Origin of the sequence: Nocardia amamiensis, assembly GCF_015477605.1 — a bacterium.
Lineage (GTDB): Bacteria > Actinomycetota > Actinomycetes > Mycobacteriales > Mycobacteriaceae > Nocardia > Nocardia amamiensis_A.
In genome coordinates, this window is the sequence record NZ_JADLQX010000053.1 from 1 (window position 1) to 20,131 (window position 20,131).

Consider the following 20,131-nt stretch of genomic DNA (forward strand, 5'->3'; position numbering starts at 1 on the left):
ACCGCCGCGATCTGGCACAACGACAACACCGACGCACCGGTCCACCGGTCACTGACCGCCTACGACCATTGACCCAGGGTCGGCGGCCCGCACACAGGCCACCCACCCCTTGGAATCATTCATCTAGTCGGTTCGCCGGCGGGCTCCGTAGGACCGGGCAACCGGCGGCGGCGAGCGAGCAGTGGACGACAGGCGGGCATCGACCCCAAGATGGGGTATGGCGTCCGCAGCAGATGACCTCATCGCCAACCATGCCGATGGCATGCCGTCCAACCTTCCGGAGCCGCACCGCCACGGCGCGCATCCGCCCATCGATGACTACGCGTTCCTGTCCGACTGCGAGACCAGCTGCCTGGTCGCCAGCAATGGCGCAGTGGAATGGATGTGCGTGCCGCGGCCGGACTCGCCGAGCATCTTCGGCGCGATCCTGGACCGCAGCGCGGGTCACTTCCGGATCGGGCCCTACGGCGTCAACGTGCCCGCCGCCCGCCGCTACCTACCCGGCGGGATGATCCTGGAGACCACCTGGCAGACCGGCACCGGCTGGCTGATCGTGCGCGACGCGCTGGTGCTCGGCGGGTGGCACAACCTCGATCAGCGCAGCAAGACGCACCGGCGCACGCCGATGGACTGGGATGCCGAGCACCTGCTGCTGCGCACGGTTAAGTGCGTGAACGGCACCGTCGAGCTGGAGATGAGCTGCGAGCCCTCGTTCGACTACCACCGGGCCACCGCCCGCTGGGAGTACACCGGCAAGGTCTACGAGGAGGCGACCGCGGTCCGCAGCGACGACCCGAGCGCAGGCCCCACTTTGGTGCTCACCACCGATCTGCGCCTCGGCCTGGAGGGCAGGGAGGCCCGCGCCCGCACCAGGATGAAGGAGGGCGACGAGGTCTTCGTCGCGCTCACCTGGTCGGAGCTGCCCGCGCCGCGCACCTTCGAAGAGGCCGCGCAGAAGATGTGGCAGACCACCGAATGCTGGCGCCAGTGGATCACCCTGGGCAAGTTCCCCGACCACCCCTGGCGCAACTACCTGCAGCGCAGTGCGCTCACGCTCAAGGGCCTCACCTTCGCGCCGACCGGAGCGCTGATGGCGGCGCCGACCACGTCGCTACCGGAGACCCCTGGCGGCGAACGCAATTGGGACTACCGCTACACCTGGGTGCGAGACGCCAGTTTCGCGCTGTGGGGTCTGTACACCCTCGGCCTGGACCGCGAGGCCGACGACTTCTTCGCCTTCCTCAACGACGCGACCACCGGCGAGAACGGCGAACCCGTTCCGCTGCAGGTGCTCTACGGCATCGGCGGCGAGCGGGAACTCACCGAGAACGTCCTCGACCATCTGAGCGGCTACGACAACTCGCGGCCGGTGCGGATCGGCAACAATGCCTACAACCAGGACCAGCACGATATCTGGGGCACGATGCTGGACGCGGTGTACTTGCATGTGAAGTCGCGTCAGCAGGTGCCGGAGACCCTGTGGCCGCTGCTGGTCCGCCAGGTGCACGCGGCCATCGCGCATTGGCAGGAGCCCGACCGCGGCATCTGGGAGGTGCGCGGCGAGCCGCAGCATTTCACCTCCTCCAAGGTGATGTGCTGGGTGGCGCTGGACCGCGGCGCCAAACTCGCCGAGATGCACGGTCAGTACGAGCACGCCGAAGAGTGGTACGGCATCGCCGAGGAGATCAAGGCCGACGTCCTGGCCAACGGGGTGACCTCCGAGGGCGTCTTCACCCAGGTCTACGGCGGCGACACGCTGGACGCCTCGCTGTTGCTGGTGGTGCTCACCCGGTTCCTGCCGCCGGAGGATCATCGGGTACGCGCCACCGTGCTGGCCATCGCCGACCGGCTCACCGAGAACGGCCTGGTCCTCCGGTATCGCACCGAGACCACCGATGACGGAATGAGCGGCGCGGAAGGGGCGTTCACCATCTGCTCGTTCTGGCTGGTGTCCGCGCTGGTCGAAATCGGCGAGGTCCAGCGGGCCAGGCATCTGTGCGAGCGGCTGCTCGGCTTCGCCAGCCCGCTACGGCTGTATGCCGAGGAGATCGACCCGCGCAGCGGCCGTCACCTGGGCAACTATCCGCAGGCGTTCACCCACCTCGCGCTGATCAACGCCGTCACGCACGTGATCAGGGCCGAGGACTCCCGGCACGCGGGCCAATTCCAGCCCGCGCACACGCCGCCGGGTCATCCGGTCTGACGAAACTGGATGGTGTTCGCTGCCCCCACCGGGTCATCCGGTCAGCAGACCGTCGGCCTCGTCACGCAGCACACGGAGTTTGCCGAGCCGCGCTTCGAGCTCGGCGATCCGCTCCTGTCCGCGGTCGCCGTACTTTCCGTAGTTCTCCTCGGCCAGCCGCAGCGCCTCGTCCGCGCCGCGCGAGACATCGGTCGCGATCTCGGTGAAGTGATCGCGCAGCACACGCTGCATGGCGCGCAAGCGGTTTCGCGATTCCTTGCCGACCTGGAAGATCACGTCGTCCATCAGGCGGGCCACCGCGACCTTGGCCTCGGCGCGCCGCCGCAGTTTGCGGTTCTTGCGGTCGTCCCACAGCGCGTTCACGCCGAGCAGGACGCCCGCGCCCGCCGAGTACCAGTTCACCAAGGACATACCGAGCAGGCTGGTGGCGAGACCGACCATCAGGATGCCGCCGTAGGAGCCGCGCAAACCGGTGAGGAACTGCTGGGTCACACCGGCTTTCGCGCTCTCCAACGGCTCCAGCGGCTGCACCGCTTCGAGTACCTCCCCCGGATTGGCCAACCGCAGGTCGCCGATCGGCGCGGCACGGTTGTCGGCCGGGAACTTGGCGGCGACCTGCTCGCACAACTCCATCGAGCGATAGTGCGCCACGGCGAAGTTCTCTTCGACAGCTTCGCAGATTCGCGCGTCCAGATCGGCGCCGAAGTCCCTCCACCGCCGGGCCGGATCGGTCTGGGCGATCTCGGCCTCGGCGTCGCGGATCAGGCTGCGCAGCCGGTGGCGCAGGTCGTGCTCGATGTCGGCCATCAGCTCCGTGCCGCCGTCGACCAGCGTGACCTGCCAGTTCGCTGTCCGCTGTCGCAGCTGCTCCGCCTCGTCGCGGGCACGGACGAGTTGGTTGGTGAGCTCGGTCCTGCGGTGCGGATCCCGCAGCGCCTCGGCCTCGGTCCGCAGCGTCAGCGCGAGATGATCGCAGACCAGGCGGATATCCCGGACCCCGGCTTCCAGCGCCACCGCGTCCGCGCGGGCGATCACATAGTCGCGCAGATGGTCGATCAGTTGCGGCACACCGGATTCGATATCGCGTTGGTAGTTGCCCATCGTCCCGGCCTGCCGGTGCAATTCCGCGGACACCGGCGCGACCGCGAAGCCGAGCCCCGCCGCGTCGAGCAGTTCCCGATTGCGTTGCTGGGTGTGCGACCAGTGCGGAAAGACGTCGATCTTGTTCAGCACGCAGACCACCGTCGGGCAGATCTGCTGGATGCGCTGCAATTCCGCGATCTCTTCCATGGTCAGCTCGGCGCCGGCGTTCCCGACGTAGAGCACGGCGTCGGCCGCGGCGATCATCGACCAGGTGGTGCGGTTGTCGCCCAGCGCACCCGGCGCGTCCATGACCACGACGCCATCGGCGAGCAACGGGCTCGGCTGGGTGAATTCGGCGCGGACGACACCCTGGGTGGCCAGGGCCGGACCCGGATCGAGGGGATCGACCGACTGGCGTTCGGTGCGACCGTATTCGGTCTGGCGCACCAGCGTCGCGGTCGGCTCCGGGCCGTACTCGACGATCACCGGGACGCTGAGATCGCTGTTCGTCGCACTGACCGAGGCGCCGACCAGACTGTTGACCAGCGTGCTCATGCCGTTCTTCGGATGACCGACGACCACGAGGCGCACCCGGGGATCACTCACCCTGGCGCGGACCATGTTCAGCCGGCTGCCGAGATCGTCACGCCCAGCGGATCGGGCCGTCTCCCGCAGCTCGTCGAGTATTCGGATGAGCGGGGCCATCGCACCCGGATGTTTCACCGTTGCGGCCGTCAGCCCGGCAGCGGCAGACAACCCTCCTCCTTACTCTCGGTGACTCTCGTTCGATATACCCCCTGCGTATGCTCCGCAGTCGTCCAATCCCCTCGCGGCCCTGCTATAACAGCGAGATGTCCGGCACACCGGACGCGGTGTGGTGCGTCTCGGCTATGGCCGGGTCCGGCAGCAGTGCGCCGGAGAGACTACTTCCGGAGGCCAGCAGCGCGGTGTTGTCGTAGGTGTGGTCGACGGCCAGCGGCGCCGAGATCCCTTGCGGCTTCGGGTCGATCACCTGCGGCTTGACCGGCACCGGCGGCTGGGTGGGCGCCGGGGCGATGTGGCTCGGGACCGGCGTGTGCGGCTCGACGGTGGGCGCATGAGCGGGTGCGCTGTAGGTCGGCTGGTCCGGCGCGGAGAACGTCGGATCGGACGGGCGACTCACGGTCGGCACGTCATCGCCCGGGAAGTCGTTCGTCGGCCGGGTGCTGTGTGACGTACCGCCGGTGCCGGGACGGCCGGTAATGCCGCCCGGTGTTGTCACATCGTCGTCCGAGGTGGACGGAACGCCGTGGGTCGGCGCCGGGGTGACGGTCACGCCGGGGACCTTGGTGGTCGTCACGTCCGGGCCGGTGGTGATGCCGCCGTGCGGCACCGTGGTGGGGAACTTGGTGACGTCGTGGTCCGGCGTCTTCGGCACGGACGGGGTGGTCGCGTCGCCGGGGAAACCCGGCGTCGGCGTGGTCTTGATGATCGTGGTCGGGTTGGTGACCGTCGTGGGCGATTGCGTCGGATGCGACGGCTGCGGATCGGTCACGGGCGTCGGCTTCACCGCCGGCGCCGGCCGCACCGCGTCGAACAGCGCGGGCAACGACGCGGCCGGTGCGGTGAATACCGACGGCCCCTCCGGCGCGGCAAGCACATTCGCGATCGGCGTCGAGGCGGCATCAGGTTGGACCGTGGTCTGCAGCGGCGTGACCGCGACAACCGGAGCGGCGGCGACCGCCGCGGGAGCGGGTGTGGCCGGCGGGGCGGCGGGAGCCACCGAGGCGGCAGGCGCGACCGCGGAAACAGGGGCGACCGAAGCCGCGGGAGCGACCGAGGCGACCGGGGCGGTGCCGATCGGAGCCGAGGCGGCCAGCGGCTGCGCGCCACCCGACGCGGCCGAGGACTGCGCGGCGCCGGACGCCGTCGAGGAGTGCGCCGCGGACGTGCCCGGCGTCGGCGTACCGAAGCCGCCGAGCAGACCGGTGTTGCTCTGCCCCGCCTGCGTTTCGGTGACGTCGCGTTCGGTGCCGTCCGGCACGCGGATGCCGTCGCCCAGCCAGTCGGTGTACTCGTCGAGTTGGTCGCCGACCTGGCCTACCGCGAGGTCGACCTGCATTTCCGAGGTGAAGTAGACCCCGTTCGGACCGAGGCCGAAGTCGACCGACCACTGCGTGCCGACGAACATGCCGAGCTGGTCGGCACCCGAACCGATGCCGTCGAACGGATCGTCGGCGGTCGGCGTCGCGGCGACCGCGCTGTTGCCGGGCAGGTCGAAGACCGTGGAGCCGGGCGCGGCGAAACCATTCGTGCCGGGCAGGCCGAAACCGTGCCCGGCCTGGCCGAGTCCGTGGCCGGGCAGGCCGAAACCGTGCCCGCCTGGCTCGTCGTCGAGCTCGCGGGAGGACTCCGACCGCACACCGGGGAGCGAAAGTCCGTTCGACACAGTGCCTTGGGTCCCCGGAATGGCCAGTCCGCCCGGGAAACCGCCATCCGCGCCGGGGATGCCACCCAGTCCGGGGACACCACCGGAGTGTCCGGGCAGCTGCATGCTGTTCGCACCCCCGTCGCCACCTGCCAGGCTCGGCAGCGACATCCCGGCGTCGGCATCACCCGCACCGGCGAGCGTAGGCAGCGACATCCCCGCGTCGGTGCCGTTGTACTCGCCGCCGAGCGTGGGCAGCGGAAGCTGGGCAGGTCCGGCTTCAGTACCAGGCAGGGGAAAGCCCGGTGCCGGGTTTCCGTGTGCTACAGGAACATTCGACGCATGCGGCGGGACCGGACCCAGTTCGACCGGGTCGGGGAACGTGATCACCGGGCTCGGCTGATCGGGATCGGGATCGGTGCTGTGCGCCCAGCCGGTGCTCCAGCTGTCGAGCCGGGATTCGCCGGGCTGTGCGGGCACGCCGCCGCCATTGGCGGCCACGAGGGCGCCGCCGGTGACGTAGGCTCCAGCCCGCGCGACCCGCGCGACGCCGGTGGCCACCCGGTAGGCGGTGTCGCCCGCGCGGTCGGCCGCTTCGTTGTCGTCGTCGAAGGGCAGATCACGCGTCATAGAAGCTCCACTCTCGGTTGTCCAGACTCCTCACCACGCCGGTCCGACCAAGTGAAGATCACCCAACAGTATTTCGGGAATACTCGCCTGTCACATTCTTCAGGACTGTAGAGAATGTGACTGTGGCGAGCAACACAACCCTGCCATCCGGATTACCGGACCGAAAGCCCTGATTTCACCGGCATTCCGGACCGGATACGGTCGCCGATACGCACCGTTACCAGGCATGATCGGAAACGTCATGCCCCGAGAACGCCCGAGGTAATAGCGGCCGGACCGATCGATTTCCCGCCAGTTGCCCGGCGGTCCCGTCGGCCGCATTCCCACATGGCCGAACTCGAGGACGGCACACCCCGCGTGATCGCAGGCCTACTTCTTGTCCTTCGGCTTGTCCGAGGCGGCGTCGGAGGACAGCGCGGCCACAAAGGCCTCCTGCGGGACGTCGACCCGGCCGATCGTCTTCATCCGCTTTTTGCCTTCCTTCTGCTTCTCCAGCAGCTTGCGCTTGCGACTGATGTCACCGCCGTAGCACTTCGCGAGCACGTCCTTGCGGATGGCCCGGATGTTCTCCCGCGCGATGATCTTCGAGCCGATCGCGGCCTGGATCGGCACCTCGAACTGCTGGCGGGGAATCAGCTCGCGCAGCTTGGTGGTCATCTTGTGGCCGTAGGCCTGGGCGGCGTCCTTGTGCACGATCGCGCTGAACGCGTCCACCGCCTCGCCCTGCAACAGGATGTCCACCTTCACCAGCTGCGATTCCTGCTCGCCCGACTCCTCGTAGTCGAGGCTGGCGTAGCCGCGGGTGCGCGACTTCAGCGAGTCGAAGAAGTCGAAGATGATCTCCGCCATCGGCATGGTGTAGCGCAACTCGACGCGGGTCTCGGACAGATAATCCATGCCGCCGAGTTCGCCGCGGCGCGACTGGCACAGTTCCATGATCGAACCGATGAACTCGCTCGGCGAGATGATGGTGCACTTCACGACCGGTTCGTAGACCTTGCGCACCTTGCCTTCCGGCCAGTACGAGGGATTGGTGACGACGTGCTCGGCGCCGTCTTCCATCTCCACCCGGTACACCACGTTGGGCGCGGTCGAGATCAGGTCCAGGTCGAACTCGCGCTGCAGGCGCTCGCGTGTGATCTCCATGTGCAGCAGGCCGAGGAAGCCGCAGCGGAAGCCGAAGCCCAGCGCCACGGAGGTCTCCGGGGTGTAGGTGAGCGCGGCGTCGTTGAGCTGCAGCTTCTCCAACGCGTCGCGAAGGTCGGGATAGTCGGAGCCGTCCACCGGGTACAGGCCGGAGTAGACCATCGGACGCGGTTCGCGATAGCCGGTGAGCGGCTCGGCAGCGCCACCGCGAGCGCCCGTCACCGTGTCGCCGACCTTGGACTGGCGCACGTCCTTCACGCCGGTGATCAGGTAGCCGACCTCGCCGACGCCGAGACCCTGAGTCGGTTTGGGCTCCGGCGAGACGATGCCGATCTCCAGCAGCTCATGGGTGGCGCCGGTGGACATCATCTTGATCTTCTCGCGCGGGGTCAGCTTGCCGTCCACCACGCGGACGTAGGTGACCACGCCACGGTAGGTGTCGTAGACCGAGTCGAAGATCATCGCGCGGGCAGGCGCGTCGGCGTCGCCCACCGGCGGCGGCACCTGAGCGATCACCTGGTCGAGCAGATCGGTCACACCCTCGCCCGTCTTGCCGGAGACGCGCAGCACGTCCGAGGGCTCGCAGCCGACGATGTGGGCCAGCTCGGCGGCGTAGCGCTCCGGGTCCGCGGCGGGCAGGTCGATCTTGTTCAGCACCGGGATGATGGTCAGATCCTTGTCCAGCGCCAAGTACAGATTGGCCAGCGTCTGCGCCTCGATGCCCTGCGCGGCGTCGACCAAGAGGATCGCGCCCTCACACGCCTCCAGCGCTCGGGAGACCTCGTAGGTGAAGTCCACGTGACCGGGCGTGTCGATGAGGTGCAGCACGAAGTCGGTGCCGGCGTGCTCGCCCGTCCGCGGCGTCCACGGCAGCCGCACGTTCTGGGCCTTGATCGTGATGCCGCGTTCGCGCTCGATATCCATGCGGTCCAGATACTGCGCACGCATCTGCCGTTCCTCGACCACACCGGTCAGTTGCAGCATCCGGTCGGCCAGCGTCGACTTGCCGTGGTCGATGTGCGCGATGATGCAGAAGTTCCGGATCCGGGCGGGATCGGTGAACGTCGTGTCGGCGAAGCTGGCGGGCACTCCACTCCTCATGGGTATCGGCAAACTGCCCCCATCGTCCCATGAGCAGTGCGAAGCTTCCGCCGCCGGGCTGTATCCGAATTGCAGCGCCTGCGGCGCTGCGTGTTCGCGGCCCCGGGAAGTCTCGCGTCCGAGCGACCGAGACTCGCACCCGACAGCGCTTGGGAGTCCACCGCTTGCTTTCCGGCTTTCAGAAATCGTGCGCCGAGCGGATCGTGGTCGGCCCGGCGACACAACGGATTCGGCGCGGGTGAGAACGCGGGGGTGCGCCGTTATCCTCCAGAGATGGCCCGAAGTTGGAACTCCCTCGGCAAGCAGATCGGCCTTCTCGCGACGGAGCAGGGCCCCAAGATCGTCAAGCAGCAGGGCCCCAGGCTGGTCGACCGCCTGGTGGGGACGCTCGGGCAGCGGCGAACAGCCGGCGGGGTCTCGGTCCGGCCCGCCGCATCGATACCGGTACCGACGGCCGAGCGGGCCCGGCAGATCGTGTACTCACCGCAGCTGGACGGACGCGCCGATCCCGGCGAGATCGTCTGGACCTGGGTGCCCTTCGAAGAAGACCCCGGCAACGGCAAGGACCGGCCGGTGCTCGTGGTCGGTCGCGACCGCCGCACGCTGCTCGGCCTGATGCTGTCGTCGAATCCGGAACGCGCCTTCGACCGCAACTGGGTCGGCATCGGCAGCGGGTCCTGGGACCACGACGGACGACCCAGCTGGGTGCGGCTCGACCGGGTGCTCGACGTGCCCGAGGCCGGCATCCGCCGCGAGGGAGCGATCTTGGAGCGCAAGACCTTCGACCTGGTCGCCCATCGGCTCGTCGCCGAATACAACTGGAGCTGACGGCGCCCGACGACGTGCGTCAGTCGACCCAATCCCGCAACGGAACAGTGTCGAGCGTGATATCGATCGGCGCAGGCAGCGGCACGGGGGTGCCGACGGCGAACCGGCGGACTTGCCGGTATCGGCCACTGCCCGGGATCGGCTCACTGTGCACAACGATCTCCGCACTCTCCCGGTCGATCAGCAGATAAATCGGGATAGCGGTACGGGCATACGCCGTCGGCTTTTCCACCCGGTCGCGTTGGTTGGTGTCGGAGTCGCGCGAAGTCACCTCCACCACCATCGATACCTTGTCGGCTGGCGCCCACTCGCCATACCCGACGAAGGCGTCCAACGGCGCCAGGACACCATCGGGACGGGCCCTGCCCTGCCGGTACGGATCCACCTTCAGCCCCTGGCCCGTGACATGCAAGAACAGCTGAGGGCTGAACTGCACGAAAATCATCAGAAGCCAATTCAGGATGCGACTGTGATCGCCGTCCGGCATGAATTTGAACCCCATTCGTCCGCCGAGATACTCGAGTCGAACACTGTCGGACTCGCGCTCGACTGCGCGGGCGATGTTCTCGAATTCCGACACGGGGACGTCATGGTCGTGCTGCACGATCGTCATCGCCTACCTCCCTGAACCGCATTGTACGAGGCTCGGCCGACAACAGCGGTGGTCAGGAGATCATCTCGCGGGACCGCCCGAACAGCAGGCCGTACAGCAGGGCGCCGAGGCCGCCGCCGATCAGGGGGAACACCACGAACGCCCAGACCTGTCCCATCGCGCCGTCCTGGTAGGGCGCCACGGCGAGGCTGCGGGCCGGGTTGACCGAGGTGTTGTCCACCGGGATCGACACGAGGTGGATCACCGCCAGCGTCACACCGATGGACAGGCCGGCCAGCGGCACGTCGGAGATCTGGTCGGTCGAGGACAGCACGACGAACACCAGCAGCGCCGTCAACATCACCTCGATGATGATCATGGCCGCCATCCCGTAGCCGTTCTGCACGACCACCTCGCCGAGCGGTCCCCGCGTCGCCGCCGGGCTGTGCTTGCCCCACCCGTTCGCCCCGAGGCCATCGATCGAGCGGTCGTACGACGGCAGGTTCTTGGCCAGCGCGAACAGCACGAGACCGGCCAGGAAGCCGCCGATCAACTGCGCGATCACATAGCCGCCCGCGGCCACCCCGCCGATCCGGCCGAGCAGCAACTGCCCGACCGTGACCGCCGGATTGACGTGACAACCCGAGATCGGCCCGATCGAGTAGACGAGGAACATCAGCGTCAGGCCGAAGGCCAGCGCGACGCCCAGCGGACCGACCTTCTCCCCCGCCAGCACCGCCGTTCCGACACCGCCGATCACCAGGACGAAGGTGCCGAGCGCCTCGGCGCCCCATTTCTTGCTGTTGGGAATCGGTTCGTTCTCGACAGCCTCTTCGACGACTTCCTGGGCCGTTGGAGACATGCGCTGTACCGCCTCTCTGTTCCGCCTCGCCGGGTATTCAGGCCGTACCAGTCAGATGGCGCGAGATTTGCGCAGTTTCCCCGTCGCGGCGCCTTCTGTGTGCAGCCACGAGGTTGTCCAGCCCGGACATACCGGCCTTCTAGCACGCTACGCGACCCGCATAGCTCTCACGCCGAACTTCGCGGTATGTCTCTGCGTGATGGGACAGTCCGGTCGCCGCTACGGCCGGTCCAACGCTTCCACGCGGCCGTGCTGGTGTCGATTTCGTGTGCCAGACGGCGACTGGTAGTCTCGATCTTCGGCGCTGCGTTACCCGTTCACTTCGGGTGTTTCGCGCGCTCGATGAACTTTTCCCAGAACAGACCACGAGACAGGAACACGAGGAAACAGGCGTGGCCAACATCAAGTCCCAGATGAAGCGGATCCGCACCAACGAGGAGGCGCGCAAGCGCAACCAGTCGGTCAAGTCCGCGCTGCGCACCGCCATCCGAAGCTTCCGCGAGGCCGCTGCCGCGGGCGACAAGGACCAGGCCGCCGAGCGCCTGCAGTTCGCCAGCCGCAAGCTGGACAAGGCCGCCTCGAAGGGTGTCATCCACGCCAACCAGGCCGCCAACAAGAAGTCGGCGCTGGCGCTGGCCTTCAACAAGCTCTGATCCACCCGGTACCGCGCGCCGGTACCGCCCCACGCTGAGACGCAGCCGCCGTGGCCTCGATGACCACGGCGGCTTTTGTCGTGCCCGCACCCCCAACCGGCCTTCTTCCCGGGGTTTCGGGATCGGCCCACGCCATGTCAGAGGTTCCAGCTACCATTCGGCGCATGGTAACCGTGTATGCCAATCAGACGGTCGTCCGCGCCGAGGATCTGCCGGACGTGATCCGCGCGGCCGAGGTGCTCGGATTCGGATTGAAGATCGAGAATGTGCTCGTTCCCGACGATGAAGGCGGTTACTCGTTGGCGTGGATCGTCACGCGGGACGAGGACGTCCCCGACTACGAGGAGTGGGAAGGGCGCTACGAGGACGCGGACGACGACGGGGAGCTGGTGCTCAGCTCCGCGGAGTAACTTCGGTCAGGCCTCGTGTGCCGTGGCCGCGAGCCGATCCAGCGCCGTCTGGGAATCCTCGTCCGCCGCACGGTAGATGACGATCCGCTGGTCGGGATCCTGCACGGGCATCAGCACCTCGTAGGTGACCACCAGCGGACCCACCACCGGGTGCCGCAATGGTTTGTTCCCGCGTCCCTGCACCCGGACATCGTGGCGCGCCCATGCCTGCGCGAACTCGGGGCTCAGTGCGGTGAACTCGGCGATCAGGTCGGCCAGCGCCTGGTCGTCGGGATGCGCCGCCCAGGCCGCGCGCAGATCCGCGATGCCCTCGCGGATGATGCGCTCACGCTCGACGTAGAACTCCCGCATGCCCGGGTCCATCAGGCACAGCCACATCGAGTTGCGGCGCCCCGGCGGCAAGGCGCCGAAGTCGGTGATCAACAGCGCCATCTCCCGGTTCCAAGCCAGGATGTCGTAGCGGTGGTTCACCAGCATCGCGGGCAGCGGCGACAGATCCCGCACCAGCATGGCCAGCGCGGGCGCGGGCACCGTGCTGGGTTTGCCGGTGTCGGGCTGCCGCTGCCGCGCCAGGTCGAACAGATAGGCGCGCTCGTCGCTGGTCAATCGCAACGCCTGCGCCAGCGCGTTCAGCACCTCGGCCGACGGCCGCAGCCCGCGCGCCTGCTCCAGCCGCACGATGTAGTCGGTGCTCACACCCGCTAGTTCGGCGACCTCCTCCCGGCGCAGTCCCGGCGTCCGCCGGGACTGCCTGCGCTGCGGCAATCCGAGATCGGCCGGTGTCAGGCGCTCACGCCGGGCCCGCAGGAAGGCCGCCATTTCCTGGACCCGATCCGCGCCGTTGCCGCCTCCGGGCCTGAGGTCGCGGTGCTGTGTCGAATCCGCACCACTCCCGGGCCCTGCGTGGTCACGCAAGCTACCGCCTCCGGGCCTGAGGTCGCGGTGCTGTGTCGAATCCGCACCACTCCCGGGCCCTGCGTGGTCACGCAAGCTACCGCCTCCGGGCCTGAGGTCGCGGTGCTGGGTCGCGTTCACCGTGCTGGTCATCATCGTCGATCCTACGGCTGACTAGGACTGGCCTTCCCAGGAAGAAGCTTCCCTTACCCGTCCCCCTTCACCGCTGAAGACTGTCTTCCGACAACATGGCATCGCGAACGACAAGGAGCTGGACATGTCCGGAGCCCGCACCCTCGACACCTATCGGCTGCTCGGCCGCTCGGGTCTCCGGGTGTCTCCACTGTCCTTGGGGACCATGACCTTCGGCGCCGATTGGGGGTGGGGCGCAGACCGGGACGAGGCTCGCAAGATCTTCGACGCTTACGTCGAGCGAGGCGGCAACTTCATCGACACGGCCAATCAGTACACCAACGGCACCTCCGAGCAACTTCTCGGCGAATTCACCGCGGACACCCGGGAAAGCCTGGTGCTGGCAACCAAATACACCATGCTGCGCCGCCCCGGCGACCCGAATTCCGGCGGCAACCACCGCAAGAGCATGATCGCCTCGGTGGAGGCCAGCCTGCGCAGGTTGAACACCGACTACATCGACCTGCTCTACCTGCACGCCTGGGACTTCCTGACGCCCGTCGAGGAAATCCTGCGCGGCATGGACGATTTGGTGCGCTCAGGCAAGGTGCTCTACGTCGGAATCTCCGACGCGCCCGCCTGGCAAGTCGCCCGTATGCAGACCATTGCGGACCTGCGCGGCTGGTCGCCACTGATCGCGCTGCAGATCGAGTACAGCCTGATCGAGCGGACGGTCGAACGCGACCTCATCCCGATGGCCCGCGAATTGGGTCTCGGCGTGATCCCGTGGTCGCCGCTGGGCAGTGGTGTGCTCACCGGCAAGTACAGCCGCGCCGATCTCGACCATGGGGTGGAGAGTTCGCCCGAGGGCAGCCGCAAGAACGTGGCCGCGGCCAGCGGCGCACTCACCGAACGCGGACTCGATATCGCCGACGTGGTCGAGCAGGTCGCGGCCGAGATCGGCACCACGCCTTCACGGGTCGCGCTGGCCTGGACACTGCGCAACCCCGCCGTCACCTCACCGATCATCGGGGCGCGCACCGTGGCCCAGCTGGAGGACAATCTCGGCGCACTCGACGTCGAGTTCGCCGCAGCCCACCTCGCCCGGCTGGAGCAGGCCAGTGCGGTGGATCTCGGCTTCCCACATGAGTTCCTGACGCGCCCGATGGTCCGGAATGTGACGTTCGGCGACCTGAAAATCGAAGGGCGCGACTGACCTTCGCTCGCGTGCGGCGGTGCGAGCCGGATTTGCACCGCCGCACGCGGCTGCCTAAGCTCGGTGCCGCGACCTCACGTCGCCGTAAGCGTTCACGTCAATCAACGCATCGGCCCGCCCCAAGGCGGCGCCGTTGACTGACGAGACATTTACGGAGCGACCGATGAATTCCGCGAATCCCCAGTCCCGCACCGGCTTCGGCAAGCTGCCCGCCCGCTACACCTCGGTGATCATGCCGATGCTGTTGTCGATCCTGATGACCTGCGTCGTCTCGTTGATCAGCACCATGATGAGCGACGGTCTCGCGATCTGGGTGTGGTTGCGTTCCTGGGCAGTGTCCTGGCCCATCGCCTTCCCGACGCTGCTACTGGTGCTGCCCGCGGTGCGACGTATCACCGCTGCGCTGGTGCAAGCGCCGTAACAACAGGAGCCGACGAGTTCCGGCAGGGCCGCAGCGTGTGCCCAGCGGTGGCGCTTCCAGATGATCAACTGGGCCGAGGATCAGTCCGCGCCGTGCAGGTCCAGGATCTGGCCGAGGGCGTGTTCCAGGGCGTAGCCGGAGTCGGCGGCGCCGCCCTTGACGTCGGCGTTGAGGGCGGCGACCACCTGAAGGGCCGAGCCGATGGTCGCCGGGGTCCAGCTGCGGGCTTGGGCTTGGGCCTTCTTCACTTTCCACGGCGGCATGCCGAGCTGCTGGGCGAGTTTGAACGGGTCGCCGCGCCCGGCGGAACCGACGCGCGCGATGGTGTGCACCGAGTCGGCGAGCGCGTCGGCGAGCAGGACATGCGGCACGCCGCGATCGTTCGCCCAGCGCAGTGCCTCCATCGCACCGGGGCGGTCACCCGCGACGGCGAGTTCGGCCACGTCGAACCCGGAGACCTCGGCCTTGCCCGAGTAATAGCGGCGCACAGCCGCCACGTCGATTTTCCCGCCGGTGTCGGCCGCCAGCTGCCCACACGCCGCCGCCAGCTCGCGCAACTCCGAGCCCACGGCCTCCAGCACTACCTGCACGACCTCGCCGGATACCCGCACGCCCGCGTTGCGGAACTCACCCCGCACGAACTCGACTCGCTCGGCGGCCTTGGTCAGCTTGGCGCAATCGTGCGTCACAGCTCCGGCCTTCTGCAGAGCGGGCGCGAGCGCCTTCGCTCGCCCACCGCCGGAGTGCAGGACCACCAGAACCACCCCCTCGGCCGGGTTCTGCGCCGCCTCGGTGATCACGGCAACCGCGTCCTTGCCCGCTTCGGCCGCCGCCTCCAGGATGATCACCCGATCCTCGGCGAACAGCGACGGACTCAGCAGTTCCGCCAGCTCCGCGGTGCTCGCGTCACCCGCACGCAGCCGGTCGACCGGCACCGCGTCCGGATCCGGCGCCAACGCCCGGACCTGCGCCGTCACCGCACCCAACGCACGCTCGATCAGCAGCTCTTCTTCCCCCAGCACCAAGTGCACGGGCGCCGGGCGCTCGCTCACCACAGCGCCTCCCCGACACCGGACTCAACCGTGCCCGAGGGCTCTGCCGTACCGGTCCACCCATCGCGTGCGTTCACAGCCCGATCCTACGATCCGCTACCGACACGCCCGCCAGCCCTCGCGCCCACGTCCTACCCCTGCCGCCCGCGAGCACTTGTCATGCGCAGCCGCCCGACTTCGCCCAGGACCGCGATGTCGCCGTGCTGGTCGGTTCGGCCCACCGTCGCGCCGAGGGCGTCGAGGTATGCCAGGACGGCGGGGTTGGGGTGTCCGAATGTGTTTGCGGTGCCGACGCAGACCAGCACGAGGCGGGGACGCACCGATTCGAGGAATTCCTTTGTGGTAGTGCGAGATCCGTGGTGTGGAAGTTTGAGGATGTCAGCTTGGATCGGGATTCCGGCACGCATCAGCGCGCGTTGCGCGGGGGCTTCGATGTCCCCGGTGAGCAGGATTCGTCCAGCGGGCGTGCGGGCGGAGACGACCACCGAACGGTCGTTGGCGTCCTCGGTTTCGGCAACCCGGACCGGCCGTGGACCGTTCTTGGACGGCGCCAGCACCTCTAGTTCGATTGCCCCGAAAGTCAAGATGTGTCCGGCCGACAACTGCAGCAAAGGTACTCCTGCGCGCCTCGCGACGCTCGCTACCTGCGCCAGATCGGTGACAGGGCCACGCGGATCTTCCCCGCCGGATCGGTGCTCCACCGTCACGCGCCCGTACGATGCGGGGCTACAAGCCGTTTGCGTTCGCCATGTCGCGCGACTCGTGCCCGGACCGATCACCGACCATCGCCGCTCCGCTACGGTCCGGTCATCCCGACGCGCACGCGCCGACTCGTCTGGTGCCGAACCGTGTCGCCCACCGGCATCGAGAGGGGTTCGCCCGCCCTCGTCATCCGCGCGAGCCTCAGCACCGGAAAACCCGCGCTCCGTCCCTGCCCGCCGACTGCCGTCGCGCGGCTCCGCGTGTGCTCGATCGTCTCCGGGATCGGCCTCGCCACCCACATATACCGGCCGATCTTCGAGATAGAGCCGCCCTGACGTGTCGACTATGCGAGCGTGACTGTCCACCGCTGAACTCTGTCCGACGGTCGCGGGGTCGAATGGGTGGCCGCCCGCGTACATGTTCGCGACCACACTGCGGCCGGGTCCATTTGCAGCCGGTGCGATGGGAGTCGCCGTCGCACATCCGGCAGCTGTCCCTGGAGTCGATCGGGCAGGTGCGGTGAGCGGGGGAAGTCCGTCGAGTTCGTGGATGCCTACGGCGATCGCGTCGACTGTGCGGTCGTGCAGTGCGCCGGCTAGTCCGCCGATGTGGTCGGCGTGGGGATGGGTGAGGATCAGCAGAGGGATACGGGAGATACGCAAGCGGTCCAGGCAGGTCCGGATCGGGCGTGGGTCGGGTCCTACGTCGATGACGATTGCGGCGCCGGGTCCGACTGCGAGAGCGAGGCCGTCGCCTTGGCCGACGTCGCATGCTGCGATGACCCAGTCGTTCGGCGGCCAGCCGGGGTGCCAGAGGCGGACCGGGACGAGAACTGCCGCGATGCCGACCACCACCGCGGCGGCGATCCGGCGCACAGCAGGTGCGCGCAACGCCGCGACAGCGACCGCGACCAGTACGCCCGCGATCAGCCCGCCCGCGAGACCACCCGGGACCGTGACAGTCGCTCCTGGGAGCGCCGCCGCGTGTCGGGCGACCGACAGTAACCACCACAGCGGCGGTGCCGCACAGCAGAGGAAGATGTCGGCCAGCGGCGACCACAGGCAGGACAGGACCGCGCCGCTCGCTCCGATCACGGTGATCGGCGCGATGACCGGTGCCACGAGAACATTCGCCAGCACCGCTACCAGACTGAGCTTTCCGGTGAGCGCGATCATGATCGGCGTCGTAACCACGAACGCTCCGGCCGACACCGCGACGATCTCGGCGGGCATCCGCCACCATCCTTTGGCGCGCAACCAGTCGGCCCAGCTGGGAGCCAGCAGGATCAGACCACCTGTCGCGACTACCGACAGAGCGAAACCTCCGTCGACCGCGAGTCCGGGCCACAGGGCCAGTAGCGCGATGATCGCCGCGCACAGCGCGGGCAGCGCCTGTTTTCGGCGGCCGGTGAGTACCGCGAGTAGGGTGATCGCGCCCATCGCCCCGGCGCGCAACACGCTCGGGTCCGGCCGCACGATCACCACGAACATGACCAGCGCGACGCCGGCCACGGCGGCTGCGGCGCGCGGCCCGAGCGTGAGCAGACGCACCGCGAACAACACGACTGAAAGCAGAATCGTGAAGTTCGCCCCGCTGACCACTGTGAGATGCTGCAACCCAGCGATGTCGAAGTCGTCGCGCACATGGTCGGACAGTGCCGAGGTATCGCCGACGACGAGCGCTGGCAACAAGCCGGCGGCGTCCGGCGACAGTGCCCGCGTCGCCGACGCCGCGAAGTCGGTACGTACCGAGTTCGCGATTCGCTGCCACCAAGGCAGCGGACCCGCAACCGTGGGCGGCTCCTGGGCATTCAGCGCTACGACGGTGAGGTCGGATCGGGTCGGATGATCCACCCGGGCCCGGAACTCGACCGGCCTGCCGGGTGCCAGCTCGGACCATTCGTGCCCGGAGGCAAGTATCACCACCGAGCCACCGGCGCGGACCGTCATGCCGCCGCGCCGGTACTCCCGCAGATCCGCTCGGACGACCCACCGCCGACTGCCACCGAATGCGTTGCCACGCAGCGGTTTCGGGTCATCGATCGGCGTGACCACCACGCGGAGCGCCTGTCCCGATGCCGCACGCAGCGGATGCGTCGCAACCCCATGGTCGCGCCAAGCCGCCGCGGCCGCGAACCCGGCGCCGAGAACCACCGCGGCGAGCGCTACCAGCGCCGCGGCCCGCCAACGTTCACTGCGGTGCGCGAGGGCCGACAGCAGCAGGCCCCACAGCCCGATAGCTGACACCGTCAGTGCCGCGCTCAGCGCAAGCCCGGCCTTCCAGCCCGCCGTCAGCGCCACAATCGTTGCACCCCAACAGCACAACGCTGCGGGCAGCAGCCTGGCGTCGAGCACCTTGAAGACCCCGGTATCGCCGCCGACTCCAGTGCCTTCGACCGGACTACGTCCAGCGCGGGAGGTCGTGCCGGCGTCGGACGACCCCGCGCTCGATGACTCGGTGACTCGCGCTCCCTCGCCCTGCTGACCGGCGTTCATACCGTCACCAGATCCCGCAACCGAGCAAGGCGGGCCGGGCCGATGCCGTCGACCTCACCCAGTTGCTCGACGGACGTGAAGCGCCCATTGGTCGTGCGCCAGGCGATGATGGCGCGGGCGGTGATGGGCCCGACACCGGGCAGCGCGTCGAGTTCGGACTCGGAGGCCGTGTTGAGGTCGACCTTGCCCGCCCGAGTCGATGGACGTCCCGGCGTGGCCGCGGAACCGGACGATGGGCGACCACCCGCGCCGACGGTCGTGCTGCCCGGCTGTGGGCCCGGGTTCGATGCGGCCGGACCGACCAGTACCTGGTCGCCGTCCGACAGCCGCTGGGCCAGGTTCAGACCGCTCGTGTCGGCGCCTTCGCTCGGGCCGCCCGCGGCAGCGAGGGCGTCGGCGACGCGCGATCCCACAGGGAGTCGGATCAGGCCGCTGCGCTGGACCAGGCCGACGACGCTGACGACCAGTTCGGTTGTCGAACTGCCCGGGTCACGAGGCACCGGCATCGCACCCGGCGCCACGACGCCGGTCGCCGTGGCAGCCGGAACCGATGGTCCCGCGGCGACCGTCTGCCGCATCACCGGCACCGGTGGCACCGGTTGGGTGATCGGCCGCTCGCGGAACACGATCACCGCCGCGACCACCATCGCGGCTAGCCCAGCCAAAGCGAGCGTGCGCACACCGCGCCGCCCCGGATCCAGCCGGATGCCGCGGAACCGTTCCGGCACAAGGCGATCCCGCCAGCGCGGCGCGGCCGCTGGTTCCTCCAGCCAGCCGGGCGACCGCACGCGACCGACATCGTCCTCGTCCTCGCCACCGGCCTCGTGGTCGGCAGGCAGCCGCGCGAGATCCCACTTCCCCGCCCGGTCCGCGTGATCGTCCGACCGCGCCGCATCCGCCCGAGCGGCATCGCCGGAGAATTCTCGGTCCCGCACCGATCGCCGTCCGCCATCTCGCCCAGGCCCGGTCGCACTCGCACCGACCCGGACGGTCAGGTCGCCCAGCCGCTGTCGCACCCGCTCGCGTTCGTCCTGTCGTGACATGGCGGTGACGCTAGTGCCGCCACGCGCCGAAAGACCCAGCCCGACCAGGCAATTCAAGGAGCCTGTTGACAACCGCCGCGCTGTGCACAACTCGGCCGTCGTGGTCCGTCACATCGGGCCGACACGCCGTATTCTTATTAGTTACGTGGAATCAATCCGAGGAGCTCGACGGCTCCGAATCTGACCACGGAACTGGGAGGCAGGCTTGGCGGCAATGGGGTTGGAGGAGAAGTGGCCAGTGCTTGGTCGGCACGAGCGGGC

General features: G+C 68.5%; 15 protein-coding genes. 6 read left to right on the top strand and 9 right to left on the bottom strand.

Translation table 11 applies throughout. The features are described from left to right. Positions 1 to 262 precede the first annotated feature (262 nt). A complete protein-coding gene (locus IU459_RS35020; protein WP_228838951.1) occupies positions 263 to 2,203 on the top strand; it encodes a glycoside hydrolase family 15 protein in 1,941 nt (646 codons plus the stop codon). Positions 2,204 to 2,236: 33 nt separating this feature from the next. Here IU459_RS35020 and IU459_RS35025 read toward each other — a convergent pair whose 3' ends face one another. The 3 genes from IU459_RS35025 to lepA all read right to left on the bottom strand — a co-directional run bounded on the left by IU459_RS35025 (position 2,237) and on the right by lepA (position 8,570). Further along, a complete protein-coding gene (locus IU459_RS35025; RefSeq protein WP_195133891.1) occupies positions 2,237 to 4,042 on the bottom strand; it encodes a dynamin family protein in 1,806 nt (601 codons plus the stop codon). Between the two features lie 82 nt (positions 4,043 to 4,124). After that, positions 4,125 to 6,323 (bottom strand): hypothetical protein, encoded by a 2,199-nt coding sequence (locus IU459_RS35030; RefSeq protein WP_195133892.1) that lies wholly within the window; start codon positions 6,321 to 6,323, stop codon positions 4,125 to 4,127. A 369-nt stretch (positions 6,324 to 6,692) separates the two neighbouring features. Continuing rightward, positions 6,693 to 8,570 carry a translation elongation factor 4 gene (gene lepA / locus IU459_RS35035; protein ID WP_195133893.1) on the bottom strand — a complete coding sequence of 626 codons (1,878 nt, stop codon included), beginning with the start codon at positions 8,568 to 8,570 and terminating at the stop codon, positions 6,693 to 6,695. Between the two features lie 273 nt (positions 8,571 to 8,843). Between lepA and IU459_RS35040 the strand changes: the two genes are divergently transcribed. Then, positions 8,844 to 9,398 carry a type II toxin-antitoxin system PemK/MazF family toxin gene (locus tag IU459_RS35040; protein ID WP_195133894.1) on the top strand — a complete coding sequence of 185 codons (555 nt, stop codon included), beginning with the start codon at positions 8,844 to 8,846 and terminating at the stop codon, positions 9,396 to 9,398. A gap of 19 nt (positions 9,399 to 9,417) precedes the next feature. On the opposite strand, the gene IU459_RS35045 is transcribed toward IU459_RS35040, so the two are convergent. Both IU459_RS35045 and IU459_RS35050 read right to left on the bottom strand, forming a co-directional pair. Continuing rightward, positions 9,418 to 10,011, bottom strand: coding sequence for a Uma2 family endonuclease (locus IU459_RS35045; protein ID WP_195133895.1), 594 nt, complete (start codon positions 10,009 to 10,011; stop codon positions 9,418 to 9,420). Between the two features lie 52 nt (positions 10,012 to 10,063). Beyond that, positions 10,064 to 10,852, bottom strand: coding sequence for an aquaporin (locus IU459_RS35050; RefSeq protein ID WP_195133896.1), 789 nt, complete (start codon positions 10,850 to 10,852; stop codon positions 10,064 to 10,066). 392 nt (positions 10,853 to 11,244) lie between these two features. Between IU459_RS35050 and rpsT the strand changes: the two genes are divergently transcribed. Both rpsT and IU459_RS35060 read left to right on the top strand, forming a co-directional pair. Next, positions 11,245 to 11,505: a 30S ribosomal protein S20 gene (rpsT, locus tag IU459_RS35055; protein WP_195133897.1), complete on the top strand. Its 261-nt coding sequence runs from the start codon at positions 11,245 to 11,247 to the stop codon at positions 11,503 to 11,505. A gap of 164 nt (positions 11,506 to 11,669) precedes the next feature. Beyond that, positions 11,670 to 11,915, top strand: a complete 246-nt coding sequence (locus IU459_RS35060; RefSeq protein ID WP_040775866.1) for a hypothetical protein — start codon at positions 11,670 to 11,672, stop codon at positions 11,913 to 11,915. A 6-nt stretch (positions 11,916 to 11,921) separates the two neighbouring features. Here IU459_RS35060 and IU459_RS35065 read toward each other — a convergent pair whose 3' ends face one another. Continuing rightward, positions 11,922 to 12,734, bottom strand: a complete 813-nt coding sequence (locus tag IU459_RS35065) for a helix-turn-helix domain-containing protein (protein WP_195133898.1) — start codon at positions 12,732 to 12,734, stop codon at positions 11,922 to 11,924. Between the two features lie 352 nt (positions 12,735 to 13,086). Between IU459_RS35065 and IU459_RS35070 the strand changes: the two genes are divergently transcribed. Next, a complete protein-coding gene (locus IU459_RS35070) occupies positions 13,087 to 14,157 on the top strand; it encodes an aldo/keto reductase (protein WP_195133899.1) in 1,071 nt (356 codons plus the stop codon). 163 nt (positions 14,158 to 14,320) lie between these two features. Next, positions 14,321 to 14,578: a DUF2798 domain-containing protein gene (locus tag IU459_RS35075; RefSeq protein ID WP_195133900.1), complete on the top strand. Its 258-nt coding sequence runs from the start codon at positions 14,321 to 14,323 to the stop codon at positions 14,576 to 14,578. A gap of 80 nt (positions 14,579 to 14,658) precedes the next feature. Here the strand turns inward: IU459_RS35075 and holA are convergent, their stop codons facing one another. The 3 genes from holA to IU459_RS35090 form a co-directional block, all read right to left on the bottom strand. Next, positions 14,659 to 15,630: a DNA polymerase III subunit delta gene (gene holA, locus IU459_RS35080; protein ID WP_195133901.1), complete on the bottom strand. Its 972-nt coding sequence runs from the start codon at positions 15,628 to 15,630 to the stop codon at positions 14,659 to 14,661. A 131-nt stretch (positions 15,631 to 15,761) separates the two neighbouring features. Next, the gene (locus tag IU459_RS35085) at positions 15,762 to 18,827 is read right to left on the bottom strand and encodes a ComEC/Rec2 family competence protein (RefSeq protein WP_195133902.1); all 3,066 of its coding nucleotides are present in this window, start codon (positions 18,825 to 18,827) and stop codon (positions 15,762 to 15,764) included. After that, positions 18,824 to 19,870, bottom strand: coding sequence for a helix-hairpin-helix domain-containing protein (locus IU459_RS35090; RefSeq protein WP_195133903.1), 1,047 nt, complete (start codon positions 19,868 to 19,870; stop codon positions 18,824 to 18,826). The genes IU459_RS35085 and IU459_RS35090 overlap by 4 nt, the downstream gene beginning before the upstream one ends. Positions 19,871 to 20,131: the final 261 nt, after the last annotated feature.